Here is an 18037-nt window from a genome sequence, read left to right as displayed (position 1 = left end):
AAAAAAAAAAAGGGCATTCCGTCAGAAAATGTCTTATGGCCTGTAGGAACGGGGCTTGTCGAGGATTAATTTAAGTCCATTCCATTGCTGTGGATAGGCGTCAATCAAAGCCTAAGCATAGCTCGATGTCCCGAAAAAGGCCGCTTTCAACCCGCTCGGCACGTCCGTTTCCTTTTGTCAGATATAAAAGAGGGTGCCCTGGCACCCTCCTCGATAGACAAGCCGCACGGTGCGGGGGTCAATCCTGGTTGATCCGGCTGGCCACAGCCCCTTGCTGACTCTTGTATTTGGCATTTTCCCGTTTGTTGTACGGGCGAGCTGCAGTACCTGACAGCATCTCGAAGTTCAGGGCACCGATCTTCATCTTGGGACGCAGGGCCAGAGGCAACTTGCCGCCGTTGTAAAACTCCAGCACGATGCGACCGGACCAGCCCGGATCGATGCGGTGGGCGGTGACGTGTACCATGAGGCCGAGGCGCGCCAGGGAGGAGCGACCATCCAGCCAGCCGACGATATCGGCGGGCAAGGTAACCGATTCATAGGTCACCGCCAGCGCCAGCTGACCCGGGTGCAGATAGAAGGCTTCACCGTCCGGCACGTGGATCTCCTCGCTCATCACCCGCTCGATGGCATCGGCCATCTCGGCACTGGTACCGCCAAGGTCGATATAAGGCGCGGTATGATCGCGAAACACCCGAAACTCGTTGCCCAGCAGCACATCGACGCTGACGCCGCTGATCCGCTCAACACCGGGCCGCGGCTCGATGACGATCTTGCCTTCATCCAGGTGCCGTTCGATATCGGTATCACAAAGACGCATTCTGCGACTCTCCTGACAAAAGATTCATTAAAAAAAGCCGGGCATCACCCGGCTTGTTTTCTCTCAACCAATCAACATATGGCGGATACGCGCCTTGAGCATGTCGATGGCGATGCGGTTCTTGCCGCCACGGGGCACGATCACGTCGGCATACTGCTTGGACGGGTCGATGAACTGCATGAACATGGGACGCACAGTCTTCTGATACTGCTTGAGCACGGAGTCCATGGTACGACCGCGCTCCTGCACATCGCGCACCAGACGGCGCAGCAAACAGATGTCGAGCGGGGTATCCATGAAGATGGAGGCGTCCATCAGTTCGCGCAGGCGGCTGTCGGTCAACAGCAGTATCCCTTCGAGGATGATGACACGGCGCGGTGCAAAGGTGGTGACCTCGCTCATGCGCGTGTGCTCGGTATAGGAGTACTGGGGAATGTTGACCGCCTCCCCTTGCGTCAGCTGGGTCAGATGCTGCACCAGCAGATCGTGATCCAGGGCATTGGGGTGGTCATAGTTGGTCTTGACCCGCTCTTCCATGGTCAGGTGGGTCTGATCACGGTAGTAGCAATCCTCGGTGATCACACCAATCTGACCCGCTCCCAGCTCGGCCACCAGCTCTTCATAGATGGTTTGGGCGATAAGACTCTTGCCGGACGCGGATGCACCAGCAATACCGATGATCACGCAGGAATGTTGAGTATCAGACATTGAAAATACCTAAAGAGAAGAGCACTGGGGATTGTTTAAACCGATCCATTATATGAAAAAGGGGTGGCCATGCCCACCCCAAATCCGTCCCTCTTGGCCGAACGCCGATTATTCGTCCAGCGCCACCGTGTAGAGCGGGGTCGCAATCGGTTTTGCGCTGAAATAGAGCTCGGCCCCTACCCGGCGAGCCAGTTTCAGGTAAGTCTGTGACAGCTCGCCATCCGGCGCACCGAACACGGTGGGGCAGCCTTCATCCATGTGCTGGCGAATGTCGATATGCAGCGGCAACTGACCAAGCAGCGCCACGTGATACTGCTCCGCCATCTTCTGGCCACCGCCGGTACCGAACAACGGCTCGTGATGCCCGCAGGCGCTGCAGACGTGGTAACTCATGTTCTCGACGATGCCAAGCACAGGCACATTGACCTTGTTGAACATGGCAATCCCCTTGCGGGCATCTGCCAGCGCCACATCCTGGGGCGTCGTGACGATCACCGCCGCCGTGGTGGGCACCTGCTGGGCCAGCGTCAGCTGGATATCGCCGGTGCCCGGGGGCATGTCCACCACCAGGTAGTCCACCTCGCCCCAGCGGGTCTCGTGTAGGATCTGCCCGAGTGCCTTGCTCGCCATGGGACCGCGCCAGATGGTGGCATCCTGCTCAGCCACCAGATAACCGATGCTGTTGCTCTTGATGCCGCAGGCCATCACCGGCTCCATCAACTTGCCATCAAAGCTGACAGGGCGCTCCTTGAGGGTCCCCGTCATGGTCGGGATGGAGGGGCCATAGATGTCCGCATCCAGCAGGGCGACCCGCGCCCCCTCTTTTTGCAGCGCCAGCGCCAGGTTGACCGCGGTAGTGGACTTGCCCACCCCTCCCTTGCCGGAGGCAACCACCAGGATATTGCGGATCCCCTGTACCGCCGCCAGTTGCTGCGCGCGGGGCATGCTGGCCACGTCTATCTCCCCCGTCCAGTCGATGCGGGTCGCACCGGTTGCGCTGCGCAGCCGGGCATCGAACTCCTCTTTGATCTGTTCAAACAGGGACTGGCCGGCAAAGGGCAGCACCAGCGTGATGGCCAGGGTCTGTTCGTGCCGCTCGACGGAACGCACAAAACCGGCCGCGACCAGATCCTTGCCCCATCCTGCCGGCTTAAATTCGGCCAGGATCTGTTTTACTGAATCAATCACCATTAACTCCCCATTATGTTGTCGTTATGCTGAGGTGAACGGTTACCGCACATAAATCAGTGGCTTGCCGACGTCATCGTGATGCCGCCAGTCAGGGCACCGGGGGCCACAACCCTAGGCAGGCCGCCCCCAATTCGGGTAACATGCACGGCACTGTATCATCCCAACAGGCACATAAAGAACGTATTATGGCAACTGATCCTCGTAGAATGCTGGTAACCTGCGCCCTCCCCTATGCCAACGGCTCCATCCATCTCGGCCACATGCTGGAACACATCCAGGCCGATATCTGGGTTCGTTATCAGCGAATGCGTGGCCATCAGGTGCATTTCGTCTGTGCCGACGATGCCCACGGCACGCCCATCATGCTCAAAGCCCAGCAGATGGGGATCTCGCCGGAAGAGATGATTGCCGCCGTATCCCAGGAGCACCAGGGGGATTTTGCCGGTTTCAACATCAGCTTCGACAACTACCACTCCACCCACAGCGACGAGAACCGCGAGCTGGCGGGCGTGATCTATGGCCGCCTCAAAGAGTCCGGCAAAATCAAGATCCGCACCATCTCCCAACTGTTCGATCCGGAAAAATCCATGTTCCTGCCGGATCGCTTCGTCAAGGGCACCTGCCCCAAGTGCAAGTCCCCCGATCAGTACGGTGACAACTGCGACGCTTGCGGCGCCACCTACAGCCCGACCGAGCTGATTGATCCGAAATCCGCCGTCTCCGGTGCGACCCCGGTGATGAAGGACTCAGAGCACTACTTCTTCGACCTGCCCCAGTTCGAAGCCTGGCTCGCCGACTGGGTACGCGGCTCCGGCGCCATCCAGGAAGAGATGGCCAACAAGATGCAAGAGTGGTTCGAAAGCGGCCTGCAGCAGTGGGACATCACCCGTGACGCCCCCTACTTCGGCTTCGAAATTCCCGGTGCCCCCGGCAAATACTTCTATGTCTGGCTGGACGCCCCCATCGGCTACATGGCGTCGTTCAAGAACCTGTGCAACAAGCGCGGCGACATCGACTTCGACAGCTACTGGAAAGCGGACTCCGACGCCGAGCTCTATCACTTCATCGGCAAGGACATCGCCTACTTCCACTGCCTGTTCTGGCCGGCCATGCTGGAAGGCGCGAACTTCCGCAAGCCGACCAAGGTCAACGTGCACGGCTATGTGACCGTCAACGGCGCCAAGATGTCCAAGTCCAAGGGCACCTTCATCAAGGCGTCCACCTATCTCCAGCACCTGGATCCGGAGTGCCTGCGTTACTACTACGCCGCCAAGCTCAACAGCCGCATCGACGATCTGGACTTGAACCTCGAAGACTTCGTCTCCCGCGTCAACGCCGATGTGGTCAACAAGCTGGTCAACCTGGCCTCTCGCAACGCCGGCTTTATCGCCAAGCGTTTTGACGGCAAGCTGGCCGTCACCTGCGCCGAACCCGCACTCTACGCCGAGTTTGCCAACGCCAGCGCCAGCATCGCCGAAGCCTATGAAGCGCGCGAATTCAGCCGCGCCATCCGCGAGATCATGGCCCTGGCCGACAAGGCCAACCGCTATGTGGACGACAAGGCTCCCTGGGTCATCGCCAAGCAGGAAGGGGCGGATGCCGAGCTGCAAGCCGTCTGCTCCGTCGGCATCAACCTGTTCCGCGTGCTGATGGCCTACTTGAAGCCCGTCATGCCGCAACTGGCCGAGCGCGCCGAAGCCTTCCTTGGCGAAACCCTGACCTGGGATGGCATCACCGCCCCTCTGGTCGACCACGGCGTCGCCCCCTTCAAGGCACTCTTCTCCCGCATCGAGTCCGCCAAGGTGGATGCCATGGTGGAAGCGTCCAAGGAAGATCTCGCCAAGGAACAGAGCAAGAAGCCGGCAGGCCCCCTGGTGGACGATCCCATCAGCGAGACCATCACCTACGACGACTTTGCCAAGATTGACCTGCGGGTGGCGCTGATCAAGAAAGCCGAAGCGGTGCCGGAAGCCGAGAAGCTGCTGAAGTTGCAACTGGATATCGGCGGCGAAACCCGTCAGGTCTTTGCCGGTATCAAGTCCGCCTACAACCCGGAAGATCTGGAAGGCAAGCTGACCGTGATGGTGGCCAACCTGGCCCCGCGCAAGATGCGCTTTGGCATGTCCGAAGGCATGGTGCTGGCGGCAGGTCCGGGTGGCAAGGATCTCTGGATCCTCGAGCCCCAGGAAGGTGCCCAGCCGGGCATGCGCGTGAAGTAATACGCCCCTTCCCGGACAGTCCCAATGAAAAGAGAGGCCAATGGCCTCTCTTTTTTTATCTTGTGGGGTGCTTACTGCCCGCTCTGCTGCAATGCCATGCGAAGGCCGACCAGCTCCACCTGATGGCAATCCAGTTGCAGTAGTTGGCAGCGGATCTCTGTTTTCAGGGCTCGCCGTTGCTGACCTCGCCCCGTTTCGCCCCGAAGGCGTCTGAGCCATTGGCGTCTGTCCTGCAATTGCCCAAGACGCTCCTGCCAGCTCACCAGCATGGACAACCAGGCCGGATCCCCTCCCCCCTGAGCCGTCAGCAGCTCCATCCCGTAGCGCGCCTGTTTCAGCACCAGACGCAGCCGGTGCCAGCACCGAAGTCTCGCCCTGATGCCCACAGGAAGGGAGGAGGTCTTAGCCAGTGCATCCGACAGTGACAGCGCCAGATGCAGCTGAAACAGCGGCAAGAGATCGACACCGACGGGTACCTCTTCCAGTCGGGCCAGCCAACGGGCCGGTCAACAGGGGGACCCGTGGCAAGCGGTTCTGCCGAAGCGAGCCACCATGATGCTGCGCATAGACCTGGGCATCGCGCAGGGCGGAGAGCGTGCCGACAGCACGGGTCAATCGCCGCTCCAGCTCGGGCTCATGAATGAGGGGTCGCCACAGGGCGAGCAGCGCCAGCAGGCGGCGGGCCGCTATCCGGTAGGCATGCACCTCTTCCATCCCCTTGTGCTCGCGCAGTGCCAGGGTCGCCCCCCGATATTGCCCAACGAGCCGGTTGGCCTGCGCAATCCAGCTCTCCCCCATGAACCCTCCCGGCTAGTTGGTATGAAAACCGGTTCCGGTGGGTGGCAACGCCTGGGTGCACTCCATTCGGGTGACGGTGGCGGTTCGGGGCCCGTGCTCAAGCCAGCCCAGCATCATCTGTACCTTCTGTTCGGGACCGGCAATCAGGATTTCCACCGAGCCATCTTCCAGGTTGTAGGCATGCCCCCGCAGCCCCAGTTGCAGCGCCCGCTCCCGGGTGAAGTAGCGAAACCCCACTCCCTGAACCTGACCCCACACCCGCACGACAAACGATTGCTCTCCCATTTATCACACCTTTCCCTTAAGTAATTTTTCCCCGGGGCGATAATGAGCGCGACACTCTCTTCCCCTTGCAGGACGCAATACCATTATGAAAGAAGTAAAGTTTCGGTGGGTTGACCGTTATCTCATTCACCTCACGATCAGCGAGAAATTTCTCATCACCTTCTGGTGCCCCCTGGTGTTCATCGCCTTCCTCACCTGGTATCTGCTGGCCGACGGCCATGATCAGGCGATGCAGCTCAGAGTGGATCAGCTCAAAGGGCGGGTCGAGACCACGGCCCAGCTGGTGAGCCAGCAGCCGACCCTTACCCTGCCCGCGGATCTCGTACTCACGCCTGGCGCCGCCACCGGCCTTAGCCAGCAGGGAGACATCTATCGCTATGGCGCCAGCGCAGGTCAGGCGGGCGTCGTCTCCGGTACCCTGGATACGAGTCACTACGCCCTCTGGGATGGTCAGGGCACCACGCTCACCATCATCGCGGTGCTGGCCGCACTGCTGGCCCTCATCACCCACTATCTGATGACCTTCGTCTCGGGGGCCCTCTACTCCACCAACAAGGCATTGCAGACGGTGGCGAACGGCGATCTCACCTTCCGGCTCAACTTCTTTCCGGTGCGGGACGAGTTCTCCATTCTGGCGGGCAGTATCGACACCTTCACCGACCGCCAGCACAAGATAGTGCAACTGGTGGAAGAGTCCGCCGATGCCCTTACCCTGGCCGCCGACGAATTTCGCGAGCATGCCAGCGACGGCGAGCAGCTTGCCCGCGCCCAGCGACAGCACATGGACTCCCTGGCCGCCGCCATGGAGCAGATGTCCGCCGCCATCCGGGAAGTGGCCCGCAACGCCAATGACACCCTGCTGCAAACCCGCCAGTCCAGCGACGAGGCGACTCACGGGGCACAGCGGGTGGCACGCACCATCACCGCCATCCGCACCCTGGCGGACGAGATTGGCAATGCCTCGGGCGCGGTCGAACGGTTGACTCACAACGCCAATCGCATCAACGAAGTGGTCAACGTCATCAACGCCATCTCCCAGCAAACCAACCTGCTGGCCCTCAACGCCGCCATCGAGGCCGCCCGGGCTGGTGAACAGGGACGCGGCTTTGCGGTGGTGGCCGACGAGGTGCGCACCCTCGCCAGCCGCACCCAACAGGCCACGGTAGAGATCCAGCAGATGATCGAGGAGCTCCAGGCCGGGACCGGGGCGCTCAACGACATCATGGAGAAGACGGTGGGGCGCGCGGCCGACAGCCAGCAGCTCATCACCGAGGTGGGCATGGACATCGAGCGGCTCAGCAACCACAGCGATGCGGTCCTGGAGATGAGCACCCAGATCGCCACCTCCAGCGAAGAGCAGAGTTCGGTGGCAGAGGAGATCACTCGCAACCTCGACAAGGTGCGCCACGAGGCGAGCCGGGTGGAGGAGTCCGCCAGCGCGGCGGTCGCCGGCACCACCGGCCTCAAGGGAACCGCCAATGAACTCGGTCAGGCGCTCACCGGCCTGCGGATCTGACCCCCTCCGGCAGGCCATCCTCCAGATGGCCTGCCATGTCTGGGCCAGGCGCTGGGGACGTGCTAAACAGCCCGTCCGACCCTGACCGCGTGTGGATGCACGGATCCCGGTAGACGCGGCTTGCGTGCCTACCCTCACAGCCCCTACTATATGCCCCCTTCTTTTCTACCATCGGCAACTACCCATGAGCGCTTCCATCTATCTCGTCAAAGGCCGCGAAAAATCCCTGCTGCGTCGCCACCCCTGGATCTTCTCCAAGGGCATTGAGCGGGTGCAGGGCAACCCCGTTGACGGCGATACCGTCGAGATCTTCACCCATGACGGCAAATGGCTCGCCCGTGGTGCCTGGTCCGGCAGCTCCCAGATCCGTGCCCGGGTCTGGACCTTCGACAAGGATGAGAGCGTCGATCTCGACTTCTTCATCCGTCGCCTAAAATACGCCCAGGAGTCCCGTGACGGGCTCATCAAGCGTCAGGGCCTCACCGGCTATCGCCTCTGCGCCGCCGAATCCGACGGTCTGCCGGGCCTCACCATCGACCGCTACGCCGACTTCCTGGTGTGCCAGATCCTCTCCGCCGGTGCCGAGTTCCAGCGTGAGCTGATAACGCAAGCCCTGCGTACCCTCTACCCCGAGTGCAGCATCTATGAGCGCTCCGACGTGGCCGTGCGCAAGAAGGAAGGGCTGAAGGAGCGCACCGGCGTCATTCATGGCGAGACCCCGACCGACCCCGTGGTGATCGAGGAGAACGGCGGCGTCAAGATCCTGGTCGATATTCGCAACGGTCACAAGACGGGTTTCTATCTGGATCAGCGGGATAACCGCCTTGCCGCAGCGAAATACACTGAAGGCAAGCGGGTGCTCAACTGCTTCTGCTACACCGGCGGTTTCGGGGTCTATGCCCTCCAGGGCGGTGCCAAGGAGGTAGTCAACGTCGATCTCTCCCAGAATGCGCTGGACATCGCCCGCCAGAACGCCGAACTGAACGGTCTCGATACCAGCAACACCCAGTTCGTGCGTCACGACGTCTTCAAGCTCTTGCGCGAATATCGCGAGAAGGGCGAGAAGTTCGATGTCATCGTGCTGGACCCACCCAAGTTTGCCGAGAGCAAGGCCCAGCTGCTGGGCGCCTGCCGCGGCTACAAGGACATCAACATGCTGGCGTTCCAACTGCTGGCGCCGGGTGGCGTGCTCTTGACCTACTCCTGCTCCGGCCTGATGGAGCAGAGCCTGTTCCAGAAGATAGTGGCCGATGCGGCCCTCGATGCCGGTCGCGATGCCCAGATCCTGGAGCTGCTCTCCCAGGCATCTGATCACCCCATCGGTACCGCCTATCCGGAAGGCTTCTACCTCAAGGGGCTGGTGGTGCGCGCCCGCTAAGCCGAGCAGACCAGCGCTGCCCCCCTTGTCCCCGTTCCAGATCCGGGCCAGGACTGGGTTCTGCTAGTCATCAAAAAGCCCGCGATCGTAGCGCAATGCTGTTCAGATAAGCACTTTTTTGACTGATTATTCATAAATTGGATTTGAGTTGAGGGGGCAAGGCTGTGTCCAGTCGATCTTCCTCCAGCCTTTATCCAGCGGGGCTTGCAATAGAAAGAGGGAGGCATCATGCCTCCCTCGCTTTTTTGTCCTGATACTACGTGGACTGGAACTCAAATTCTCTTAAGTGAACAGCATTGCGCGATCGTAGCGGGCTTTTTTTATGCAGCGCCAAAGAGACAACCTCCCCCCGACTTTGCCACCAACAGCGATTGCGGCCCCCATCCCTCCTCTTCGACTGACGACTGCCATCTTCAATCAAAGGTTGCCGCATCGTTAACCCGATTCTCATCTCTCTTTCACTACACAACCCACCAGCAGAGACATGCCCGGCATTTTTTTATGCAAAAGCATGAAATATTACGCATCAACATTCAAAAATCCTCGGGGAAATATCAGCCATAAACGCATACCCACTCATTTGAATGAATATTGCTGTTTTCCCCTGCAATGGATCACGCCATGCCCCTGTCCGCCTCGCACATTGCCTGGGACGACAATACTCGCCCACCACAAGTCATCCCGCTCAATCACGCGCCGGCGCGCCCAGCGGGAAGTAGTGTCGAAATGGCCTCGCCTCCTCCACCACCCGCACGATGGAGGGATGATTGAGCAGACGGGCGCGATAGGCACGCAGACGGCCATAGCCAGCCGGGATCTCGTGGGCCCAGTCGGCGTAGAAGAGCGAGGGGGCTGCGGCGCAATCGGCCAGCGTAAAGTCTGCGCCGGCAATCCAGTGGCGTCCTTCCAGTCGCTGATCAAGCCAGGGGTAGATCTGATTGAGCAGCTCGCGGGCCTCCACTACGCCATAGCGGTCGCGATCAGCGGCCGGGCGCATTGCATCCAGCACCACTTTTTGCATCGGCGTCATCACATAGTTGTCGAAGACGCGATCCAGCATATGCACCTCCAGACCCGCATCGCCAGGCGGGATCAGGCTGACGGGGCCCGGATGGTGCGCCTGCAGATGGGCGACGATGGTGCTGCTCTCGAGGATGCAGCGACCATCATCCAGCAACATCGGGAAGCGCTTGAGTGGCCAGAGGGCGGCAAGTTCGGCGCTCGCCTCCGGCTCTTCGAGATTCCGGTACTCGAACAGGGTGGTATTCTCGTAGAGAGCGATCAGCACTTTCTGGCTGTAGGAAGAAAAGGGGTGGGCATAGAGTTTCATGGGAATGTTCCTGACGCTCAGAGGGATGACTTCCCTAGTCTAGATCCCCTCTCTATTTTCGATGCGTCCCTATCCCATGCTGGTTTTGGGATGATAAACGCCCATTCATGACGGCAATCACACTCGTATGACTCTCTTTTAGGTAGGGTGATCCCGCCTGCGGCCGCCAAGCCGGGGCAGCCGACTCATCAGGGTTGATGAGCGGCACCACAACAAAAATCGATGTCAGGCCAAGCTGAACATCATCAAGGATCCCGTCATGAATCAATCATTGCCGCTGTTGACGCCGCTGCGGGGCATCGCTGCCCTGATGGTGGTGCTGTTCCACGCCCGCTTGCTGCTCTTCCCCCAGTGGATGGAGTCGATCGCCGGCCACACCCAACTCATCGAGAACGGCTACCTCTGGGTCGATCTCTTCTTTATCTTGAGCGGGCTGGTGCTGGCCCACGTCTACGGGGAGACCTTCGCCCGCACGCCCCGCACCATAAGTTATGGCCGCTTCCTCTGGCTGCGGCTGACCCGGGTGTATCCCCTCTACCTGGTGACCCTGCTGCTGCTGGTGGGCTGGGAGCTCTACAAGGCCCACCACGGGATTGGCTTCTACGCCGGCCCCCTGTTCAAGATGTGGGAGTGGGAGGGGATGCCTCCTTTTGGTTCCCCCTTTACCCCGGCCGAGGCGCTGCCAAGCAGCCTGTTGCTGCTGCAGGTGGTGACCGATCACGGATTGACCTGGAACTTCGCCGCCTGGTCGCTCAGCGTGGAGTGGATTAGCTATCTGCTGTTTCCACTGCTCATTCCCCTCGCCGTCACCCGCAGCCGCTGGAGCAACCTCGCCCCCTTGCTGGCCCTGACGGTGCTGGCCTTTATCGTGCACAGCCGGGGTACCCTGGATGTCACCAGCGGAGCGCTGGCCATCGGGCGCGGGGTGAGTGAATTCGTGCTCGGCCTCTGGCTGCAGCCCAAGGTGAAGGCTGCCCGCCAGTGGTCCATGATGCAGCAAGATCTGCCGCTGCTGCTCGCCTTTGTGCTCCCCTTCGCACTGATGCAGTTCACCATGACGCCGCAGCTGACCCTGCTGCTGATCAGCGCCTACGTGTTGCAGATCTGGATTGCCGCCTGCCAGGGCGATCGCCAGAGCCCGCTGCTGCGCCTCCTGGACAACCGCTTCACCAACTGGCTGGGGGATCTCTCCTACTCCATCTACCTGCTCCACGCCCTGGTGTTGCTCACCGGCTGCGAGCTTGTCCACTCTCTGGCGCCGGGGCTCACCGCGTGGTGGTACGCCCAGACCAACCCCTTGCTGGGGGTGCTGGCCACCCTGTTGATGCTCGCCGTGCTGATCGGGCTCTCGGCACTGAGCTACACCCTGCTGGAGCGGCCGCTGCAACGGCGACTGCGCCGGCTAGGCAAGGCTCCCCAACCAGTGATGGAGCAAGCTGGCTAGTTTCCGTCGCCACATGCTGCCCCGATGCAAGACCGGCACGCCGTCGGGGCGGCTCAAAGTGGGACTAGCCTGAGCAAGGCGAAGAGTACGGCTCTTTTTGAACCCGACAATCCCCTGCGCTTTGTGTGAATTCCAGTTCGAATCAAGAGGGCCGTCTGTGGCATAATGGCCCGTCCTGTGGTCCTCGGCGGGGCTTCGCCGGCGCATCCTGCCCTCCTCCCGCCCTGCCTGGCAGCCTGACATCACTGTGTTCACAGGCCGCCAGGGCCACCCTATTTTTGCGCGCACATTTGACGGCGCCGCAGCAGTTATTGGCACACACAAGTCTGCCCACACAAGGGGAAAGCATGTCTTCCATTCGTCTGACCCAATACAGCCACGGCGCTGGCTGCGGTTGCAAAATCTCCCCCAAGGTGCTCGACACCATCTTGAAGAGCCAGATCCCGGGCTTTGACGACCCCACCCTGGTGGTCGGCAACAGCAGCAAAGATGACGCCGCCGTGGTCGACATCGGCAACGGCCAGGGCATCGTCTCCACCACCGACTTCTTCATGCCCATCGTCGACGATCCCTTCACCTTCGGTCGCATCGCCGCCACCAATGCCATCAGCGACATCTATGCCATGGGCGGCAAGCCCATCGTCGCCATAGCCATCCTCGGCTGGCCCGTCAACATACTCGCACCTGAAGTGGCCCAGCAGGTGATCGACGGGGGTCGCCAGGTGTGTCACGAGGCGGGCATTTCTCTGGCAGGCGGTCACAGCATCGACGCCCCCGAGCCCATCTTCGGCCTCGCAGTGACCGGTATCGTGCCACTCGACGCCATCAAGCAGAATGACACCGCCCAGGTGGGTGATGTGCTCTATCTTACCAAACCCCTTGGCATCGGCATCCTCACCACCGCCCAGAAGAAGGGCAAGCTCAAGCCCGAGCATGAGCAACTGGCCCCGGATGCCATGTGTACCCTCAACAAGATTGGCCAGCGCTTCGCCGCCTTACCCGGCGTGCACGCCATGACCGACGTGACCGGTTTTGGACTGGCAGGCCACCTGCTGGAGATGTGCGAAAGTTCCGGCGTCAGTGCCCGTCTGGACTTCAAGGCGCTGCCGCTGCTGGACGAGGTGGATTACTACCTGAGTGAGGGCTGCGTACCAGGCGGTACCCTGCGCAACTTCGACTCCTATGGTGACAAGCTGGGCGCCATGGATGATCGCACCCGCAGCATCCTGTGCGACCCGCAGACCAGCGGCGGCCTGCTGGTAGCCGTCGGTAAAGAAAGTGAAGCCGAGCTCCTTGCCATTGCCGCACAGGCAGGGCTGACCCTCTCTCCCATCGGCCAGTTGCAGGCCCGCACCGGCAACCAGTTCATCGAGGTTGTCCAATGAGTACACTGCCACTGGCCACGGATTACGCCCGGATCTTTCTGGATGAGGTTCCACTCATCGATCTGCGCGCCCCCGTCGAGTTCAAGGAAGGGGCCTTTCCCACCGCCGTCAGCCTGCCGCTGATGACGGACGAGGAGCGTGCCCGGGTCGGTACCTGTTACAAGCAGGAGGGTCAGGCCGCAGCCATCGCCCTGGGCCATCAACTGGTGGGAGGCGCGGTGCGCGACGCGCGCATGGAAGGCTGGCTGGCCAGGTTGCGCCAGCAACCCGACGCCCTGCTCTACTGTTTTCGCGGCGGCCTGCGCTCCCAGACAGTGCAGCAGTGGCTGGCCGAGGCCGGCATCACCCGCCCCCGGGTCGCGGGCGGCTACAAGGCGCTGCGCCACTTTCTCATCGACACCCAGGCGAAGGCCAGTGCAGAGTGCGACTGGACCGTGCTGACCGGCATGACCGGCTCCGGCAAGACCCACATGCTGGCGCACATCACCCAGGCGGTGGATCTGGAAGGGCACGCCCGTCACAGGGGGTCGTCGTTTGGCCAACTGCCGGGTGGGCAACCCGGCAACATCGACTTCGAAAATCGGCTTGCCATCGAGCTGCTTCAGCGTCGCAACCGGGGAGAGTCACAGTTTGTACTGGAAGACGAGAGCCGTCTCATCGGTCGCTGCGCCCTGCCACTCAACCTTTATGAGGCCATGTGCCGGGCTCCCCTGGTGGTGGTGGAGGTGCCGCAGGAGGCACGGGCCGAGCAGATCCGCACCGATTACGTGCAGGATCTCTGGCTGCGCTATCTGGAGTTCCATGGGCCAGATGCAGGCTGGCCGCTGTTTGCCGGCTACCTCACCGACGCCATGGCCAGGCTCAAGCGCCGACTCGGTGACAAGGATTATCGCGAACTCGATGGGCTGTTGCAGGCCGCCCTCAGGGAACAGGCCCAGAGCGGGGACACCCGCGCCCATCTGGTCTGGATCAGACTGCTGCTGACTCGCTACTATGACCCCATGTACCGCTATCAGCTGGACAACAAGCGCGAGCGGATCCTGTTTCGTGGTGCCAAGGAGGCCTGCCTCGCCTTCTTCGCCAAACGCTCCCCCCTTCAGACCCCTCAGGAGAGTCCCACATGTTGAAGTTCGAGGTGATCCCGGTCACCCAGTTCGCCCAGAATTGTTCTCTTATCTGGTGTGACGAGACCCGCCAGGCTGCCCTCGTCGATCCCGGCGGCGAGGCGGACAAGCTGCTGGCCGCCATAGCCAAACGGGGGCTGACCCTCACCCATATCCTGCTGACCCACGGCCATCTGGATCATGTGGGCGCCGCCGCCGAGCTGCGCGAGAGAACCGGTGTCGCCATTACCGGCCCCCACAAGGAGGATGCCTTCTGGCTCGACATGCTGCCCCAGCAGAGTCAGATGTTCGGCTTCTCCCACACACCAGCCTTCACCCCCGATCGCTGGCTTGCACTGGGTGACAAGGTGCAGCTGGGCCGGTGCGAGCTGGATGTCTATTTCTGCCCGGGCCACACTCCGGGCCACATCGTGCTGCTCTGCCAGGCAGAACGCCTCGCCTGGGTGGGAGATGTGCTCTTTGCCGGCAGCATAGGCCGCACCGATTTCCCGCGCGGGGATCACGGGGCGCTGATCAAGTCGATCACCGAGACCCTGCTGCCGCTCGGGGATGAGATCGTCTTTATTCCGGGCCATGGCCCGAGCTCCACCTTTGGTCACGAACGGGCCAGCAATCCCTATCTGACACAGCCCATCTGGTAATCCCCCCGCTCCTCGCGGGCATCCCATTGCGCCTTGAGGCGCAAGATCTCCGGCATGATCTCGAGAAAACGGGAGAGCAGCCGGGGATCGAAGTGCTGGCCGGAGCCATCGCGCATGGTGGCCAGCACCCGGTCCAGGGGCCAGGGCTCTTTGTAGGGGCGACGTACGCTCAGGGCGTCAAAGACGTCGGCGATGGCCACGATCCGCGACGCCTCGGGGATCCCCTCGCCGGTCTCGCCGGCGGGATAGCCGGAGCCGTCCCATTTCTCGTGGTGGTGCAGGGCAATCTCCGCCGCCATGCGAAAGATGGGGGGCATCGGATCGCCTCAGGATCTCGTAACCGATGCGCGGGTGACTTCGCATGATGATCCACTCCTCCTCGGTGAGGGGACCGGGCTTCTTGAGGATGTGGTCAGGGATACCAATCTTGCCCATGTCGTGCATGGGGGCTGCCAGCCCCAGCAGATCCGACTGCTCCGGGCTCCAGCCCGCCGCATCAGCCAGGGCCCGGGCGTAAGCGGCCATGCGCCAGATATGCACCCCGGTGTCGGTGTCGTTGTAGTGGCCCGCCTCGCTCAGCATGACGATGGCGGTGCGATAGCTGCACTCGAGCTGATCGAGGCGCACCAGGGAGAGATGATTGCGCACCCGGGCACGCACCGTGCTCGGACAGACCGGCTTGTAGATATAATCCACTCCGCCCGCCTCGAACCCCTGGCTCTCGCTGTCTGCGTTGTCGCTCGCGGTGATAAAGAGCACCGGGATCCCGGCGTGAGCCGGATCGGCCTTGAGCCGGCGGCACACTTCGTAACCATCCATGTCGGGCATGCGCACGTCCAGCATGATAAGTGCCGGTTCGTGACGCCCCACGGCGGCCAACCCCTCCTCTCCCCCTTTGGCAAAGAAGAGGTTGTATTCCTCCTTGAGGATTTGCCGCAGCAACCCGAGGTTGCTCGGCTCGTCGTCGATGATCAGCACGCGCGGTCGACTCATGGCGCAGGTTCCTCCCGATCCTCCAGATAATCCTCCAGCTTGCGGGTGGCGAACGGGATATCGAACAGCTCCAGGGCTGCGCTTATCTCGCTCACTAGTTCACAAGGAAGGTGACTCCTTGCCTGGCTCAGCGCCGGCTCAATCAGATCCAGATCCTCGCTCACCAGGGCCTGATGCAGGGCGTGCAGGCAGACCTCCCGCGCTTCCCCCTGGGCCAGCGGGGAACTGACCGCGCCCGGCATAGGTATCGATGGAGTGTTGTGCACGCTCCAGGGCCTCGAGGAAGGGTGCGATAAGCTGGCTGGTGTCGCCACCCTGCTCGATGGCCTCGTTCAACTCGGCACTGATACGCGCCACATCGGTGAGTGACAGGCTCCCCGCCCCCCCCTTGAGCTTGTGGGTCAGGCTCGCGGCCGCATCGGTCTCGTGCTGGGCGATATAGTCCGGCAACACGGTACCAACCGTCATGTAGTCATCGCGAAAACGCCGCAGGTATTTAAGATAGACCGAGGCTTCACCCCAGTTGCGCAGTCCGGTATCGATATCGATGCCGGCCACCGGCTCATGGGGGAGTGGCTCGTCGCTCACTGTGAGCGGCAGGACACAGTCCGGCAGATAACGCAGCAAGGTCGCGATAAGCTGCTCCACATCGAGCGGCTTGGCGATGAAGTCGTTCATGCCAGAGGCCAGCGCCGCCTCCCGCTGATCCTTGAATACCCCTGCGGTGAGTGCCAGCACGGGAGTCTCCTCCCGCCCCGGCAGCAGACGCAGGCGACGGGTCGCCTCGTAGCCATCCATCACTGGCATCTGCACATCCATGAGTACCAGATCGATGCGCCGTGCCGGATCTGCCAGGCAGGCCAGGGCTCGCTCCCCATCGATGGCGGTGATCACCTCGGCCCCCTCCCGTTGCAACAAGCGGGTCGCCACCTCCAGGTTGATGTCGCTGTCATCCACCAGCAGTATGTGCACGCCCGGCAGGCGCAGACGGCGCTGGCCACTCTCAAGGGGCTCCACATGCTCGCGCTTCTCGTGGATGAGACGTGCCACCGCGTTGTAGAGACTGGAGCCGGTGACCGGTTTGTGCAGCACCAGATCCACCTGATCCGAGCCGGGGCGGTGCATCAGTTCATCCTGGGAATAGGCGGTCGCCATGATGATGATGGGTGAACGCTCCTGCTGCTCGAAGGCGCGGCGAATGGCCAGGCAGGTCTCGAGCCCGTCCATGCCCGGCATGATCCAGTCGAGCAGGATCACGTCAAAACGCTCCCCCTGGCGCAGCAGATGGTGCAGCGCCTGCTCACCGGACTCCACCACCCGCGACTGCCATCCGAGGGAACCCACCGTCATCGACAGGGCGTCGCGGGTCACCTGATTGTCGTCGGCGATGAGCAGCGAGATGTGCTGCAGGCGCTCGTTCAAGGCCTCGGGCCGCTCCCCCTGCTCCAGCCGGACGCGGAACCAGAATTCGCTCCCCTTGCCAAGCTCGCTGGTGACGCCGATGTCCCCCCCATCAGATTCACCAGGCGGCGACTGATGGTCAGACCAAGCCCGGTGCCCCCGAAGCGGCGACTGGTGGAGGAGTCTGCCTGGGAGAATGCATTGAAAATGTTGGCCTGCTGCTCGGGGGGAATGCCGATCCCGGTGTCGCGCACCCGAAACAGCAAGGTGGCCATGCCGTCTTGCTCTGATTCCAGCACAACCTTGACCTCCACCTCGCCGCGTTCGGTAAACTTGATGGCATTGCCGGTCAGGTTGAGCAGCACCTGCTCGAGGCGCAGGGCGTCCCCAATCAGATGGGAAACCGGCTCGGGGGCACTGCTCACCACCAGTTTGAGGTGCTTCTGGCCAACGCAGGTGGACATGATGGCCGCCACGTGATCGAGCACCTCTTCGAGACTGAATGGCACCCGCTCAAGCTTGAGCCGACCCGACTCAATCTTGGAGAAATCGAGGATGTCGTTGATGATCCCGAGCAGCGCCTGCCCGGCCTGGTGGATTTTGCGCACCAGGGCATGCTGACCATCCTCGAGCCCTCCCTGTTCGAGCAGGTAGGTCAGCAGGGCCGACGCATGATCATTCTTTGCGCTAGTTGATCAAGTATCGATCAGTTGAGCGGCGCCAAGTACGATTTTAATTGTACCTTGCGTTGCCAAGCTGTAAATAGTCGAGATCTTAACTAACTGTTTATTTTTATGGCCCAGA

At 61.6% G+C, this 18037-nt stretch carries 16 protein-coding genes and 1 pseudogene; 7 read left to right on the top strand and 10 right to left on the bottom strand.

The window, feature by feature from the left end; translation table 11 throughout:
- Nucleotides 1–238 precede the first annotated feature (238 nt).
- The 3 genes from dcd to apbC all read right to left on the bottom strand — a co-directional run bounded on the left by dcd (nt 239) and on the right by apbC (nt 2719).
- Nucleotides 239–820, bottom strand: coding sequence for a dCTP deaminase (gene dcd, locus J9889_RS17560; protein ID WP_010674732.1), 582 nt, complete (start codon nt 818–820; stop codon nt 239–241).
- Between the two features lie 63 nt (nt 821–883).
- On the bottom strand, nt 884–1528 hold the full coding sequence (gene udk, locus J9889_RS17555) for a uridine kinase (protein WP_042017635.1): 645 nt from the start codon (nt 1526–1528) through the stop codon (nt 884–886).
- A gap of 108 nt (nt 1529–1636) precedes the next feature.
- Entirely contained in the window at nt 1637–2719 is a 1083-nt protein-coding gene (gene apbC, locus J9889_RS17550) for an iron-sulfur cluster carrier protein ApbC (protein ID WP_109112458.1), read from the bottom strand.
- A 185-nt stretch (nt 2720–2904) separates the two neighbouring features.
- Here apbC and metG point away from each other — a divergent pair, with 185 nt between their 5' ends.
- On the top strand, nt 2905–4938 hold the full coding sequence (metG, locus tag J9889_RS17545) for a methionine--tRNA ligase (RefSeq protein ID WP_109112459.1): 2034 nt from the start codon (nt 2905–2907) through the stop codon (nt 4936–4938).
- A 71-nt stretch (nt 4939–5009) separates the two neighbouring features.
- Here metG and J9889_RS24225 read toward each other — a convergent pair whose 3' ends face one another.
- The 3 genes from J9889_RS24225 to J9889_RS17535 form a co-directional block, all read right to left on the bottom strand.
- Entirely contained in the window at nt 5010–5279 is a 270-nt protein-coding gene (locus tag J9889_RS24225) for a hypothetical protein (protein ID WP_234716512.1), read from the bottom strand.
- A gap of 61 nt (nt 5280–5340) precedes the next feature.
- On the bottom strand, nt 5341–5736 hold the full coding sequence (locus tag J9889_RS24220) for a CHAD domain-containing protein (RefSeq protein ID WP_053288198.1): 396 nt from the start codon (nt 5734–5736) through the stop codon (nt 5341–5343).
- Nucleotides 5737–5748: 12 nt separating this feature from the next.
- Nucleotides 5749–6021: an acylphosphatase gene (locus J9889_RS17535; protein WP_010674727.1), complete on the bottom strand. Its 273-nt coding sequence runs from the start codon at nt 6019–6021 to the stop codon at nt 5749–5751.
- 85 nt (nt 6022–6106) lie between these two features.
- Here J9889_RS17535 and J9889_RS17530 point away from each other — a divergent pair, with 85 nt between their 5' ends.
- Both J9889_RS17530 and J9889_RS17525 read left to right on the top strand, forming a co-directional pair.
- The gene (locus J9889_RS17530) at nt 6107–7537 is read left to right on the top strand and encodes a methyl-accepting chemotaxis protein (protein WP_103243130.1); all 1431 of its coding nucleotides are present in this window, start codon (nt 6107–6109) and stop codon (nt 7535–7537) included.
- 184 nt (nt 7538–7721) lie between these two features.
- Entirely contained in the window at nt 7722–8915 is a 1194-nt protein-coding gene (locus tag J9889_RS17525) for a class I SAM-dependent methyltransferase (RefSeq protein ID WP_039039155.1), read from the top strand.
- Between the two features lie 685 nt (nt 8916–9600).
- Here the strand turns inward: J9889_RS17525 and J9889_RS17520 are convergent.
- Nucleotides 9601–10245 (bottom strand): glutathione S-transferase family protein, encoded by a 645-nt coding sequence (locus J9889_RS17520; protein WP_052815086.1) that lies wholly within the window; start codon nt 10243–10245, stop codon nt 9601–9603.
- Nucleotides 10246–10504: 259 nt separating this feature from the next.
- On the opposite strand from J9889_RS17520, the gene J9889_RS17515 reads away from it, so the two are divergent.
- The 4 genes from J9889_RS17515 (at nt 10505) to J9889_RS17500 (ending at nt 14839) form a co-directional block, all read left to right on the top strand.
- A complete protein-coding gene (locus tag J9889_RS17515) occupies nt 10505–11689 on the top strand; it encodes an acyltransferase (RefSeq protein WP_210557517.1) in 1185 nt (394 codons plus the stop codon).
- 347 nt (nt 11690–12036) lie between these two features.
- The gene (selD, locus tag J9889_RS17510) at nt 12037–13074 is read left to right on the top strand and encodes a selenide, water dikinase SelD (protein WP_210557515.1); all 1038 of its coding nucleotides are present in this window, start codon (nt 12037–12039) and stop codon (nt 13072–13074) included.
- Nucleotides 13071–14201 (top strand): tRNA 2-selenouridine(34) synthase MnmH, encoded by a 1131-nt coding sequence (gene mnmH, locus J9889_RS17505; RefSeq protein WP_052815083.1) that lies wholly within the window; start codon nt 13071–13073, stop codon nt 14199–14201. The genes selD and mnmH overlap by 4 nt, the downstream gene beginning before the upstream one ends.
- Nucleotides 14195–14839, top strand: a complete 645-nt coding sequence (locus J9889_RS17500; protein WP_052815082.1) for an MBL fold metallo-hydrolase — start codon at nt 14195–14197, stop codon at nt 14837–14839. The genes mnmH and J9889_RS17500 overlap by 7 nt, the downstream gene beginning before the upstream one ends.
- Here the strand turns inward: J9889_RS17500 and J9889_RS24565 are convergent.
- The 3 genes and pseudogenes from J9889_RS24565 to J9889_RS24720 form a co-directional block, all read right to left on the bottom strand.
- The gene (locus tag J9889_RS24565) at nt 14815–15120 is read right to left on the bottom strand and encodes an HD domain-containing phosphohydrolase (RefSeq protein WP_258040117.1); all 306 of its coding nucleotides are present in this window, start codon (nt 15118–15120) and stop codon (nt 14815–14817) included. The two genes, J9889_RS17500 and J9889_RS24565, sit on opposite strands and share 25 nt — an antisense overlap.
- Nucleotides 15017–15832: a response regulator gene (locus J9889_RS17495; RefSeq protein ID WP_254052380.1), complete on the bottom strand. Its 816-nt coding sequence runs from the start codon at nt 15830–15832 to the stop codon at nt 15017–15019. The genes J9889_RS24565 and J9889_RS17495 overlap by 104 nt, the downstream gene beginning before the upstream one ends.
- Nucleotides 15829–17886: pseudogene (locus J9889_RS24720) on the bottom strand (response regulator); the annotation flags it as partial. The pseudogene J9889_RS24720 and the gene J9889_RS17495, both read right to left, overlap by 4 nt.
- Nucleotides 17887–18037: the final 151 nt, after the last annotated feature.

This window comes from Aeromonas sp. PrichA-15 (genome assembly GCF_017939245.1).
GTDB classification, from domain to species: Bacteria; Pseudomonadota; Gammaproteobacteria; order Enterobacterales; family Aeromonadaceae; genus Aeromonas; species Aeromonas caviae.
This window is presented reverse-complemented; position numbering and strand designations above follow the sequence as displayed.

Coding starts and splice junctions, on each gene's coding strand:
- selD (WP_210557515.1), top strand. CDS start 12,037: ATGTCTTCCATTCGTCTGACCCAATACAGCCACGGCGCTGGCTGCGGT.
- J9889_RS24220 (WP_053288198.1), bottom strand. CDS start 5,736: ATGGGGGAGAGCTGGATTGCGCAGGCCAACCGGCTCGTTGGGCAATAT.
- J9889_RS17495 (WP_254052380.1), bottom strand. CDS start 15,832: ATGAGTCGACCGCGCGTGCTGATCATCGACGACGAGCCGAGCAACCTC.
- apbC (WP_109112458.1), bottom strand. CDS start 2,719: ATGGTGATTGATTCAGTAAAACAGATCCTGGCCGAATTTAAGCCGGCA.
- J9889_RS17500 (WP_052815082.1), top strand. CDS start 14,195: ATGTTGAAGTTCGAGGTGATCCCGGTCACCCAGTTCGCCCAGAATTGT.
- dcd (WP_010674732.1), bottom strand. CDS start 820: ATGCGTCTTTGTGATACCGATATCGAACGGCACCTGGATGAAGGCAAG.
- J9889_RS17530 (WP_103243130.1), top strand. CDS start 6,107: ATGAAAGAAGTAAAGTTTCGGTGGGTTGACCGTTATCTCATTCACCTC.
- metG (WP_109112459.1), top strand. CDS start 2,905: ATGGCAACTGATCCTCGTAGAATGCTGGTAACCTGCGCCCTCCCCTAT.
- J9889_RS17520 (WP_052815086.1), bottom strand. CDS start 10,245: ATGAAACTCTATGCCCACCCCTTTTCTTCCTACAGCCAGAAAGTGCTG.
- J9889_RS17535 (WP_010674727.1), bottom strand. CDS start 6,021: ATGGGAGAGCAATCGTTTGTCGTGCGGGTGTGGGGTCAGGTTCAGGGA.
- J9889_RS17525 (WP_039039155.1), top strand. CDS start 7,722: ATGAGCGCTTCCATCTATCTCGTCAAAGGCCGCGAAAAATCCCTGCTG.
- J9889_RS17515 (WP_210557517.1), top strand. CDS start 10,505: ATGAATCAATCATTGCCGCTGTTGACGCCGCTGCGGGGCATCGCTGCC.
- udk (WP_042017635.1), bottom strand. CDS start 1,528: ATGTCTGATACTCAACATTCCTGCGTGATCATCGGTATTGCTGGTGCA.
- mnmH (WP_052815083.1), top strand. CDS start 13,071: ATGAGTACACTGCCACTGGCCACGGATTACGCCCGGATCTTTCTGGAT.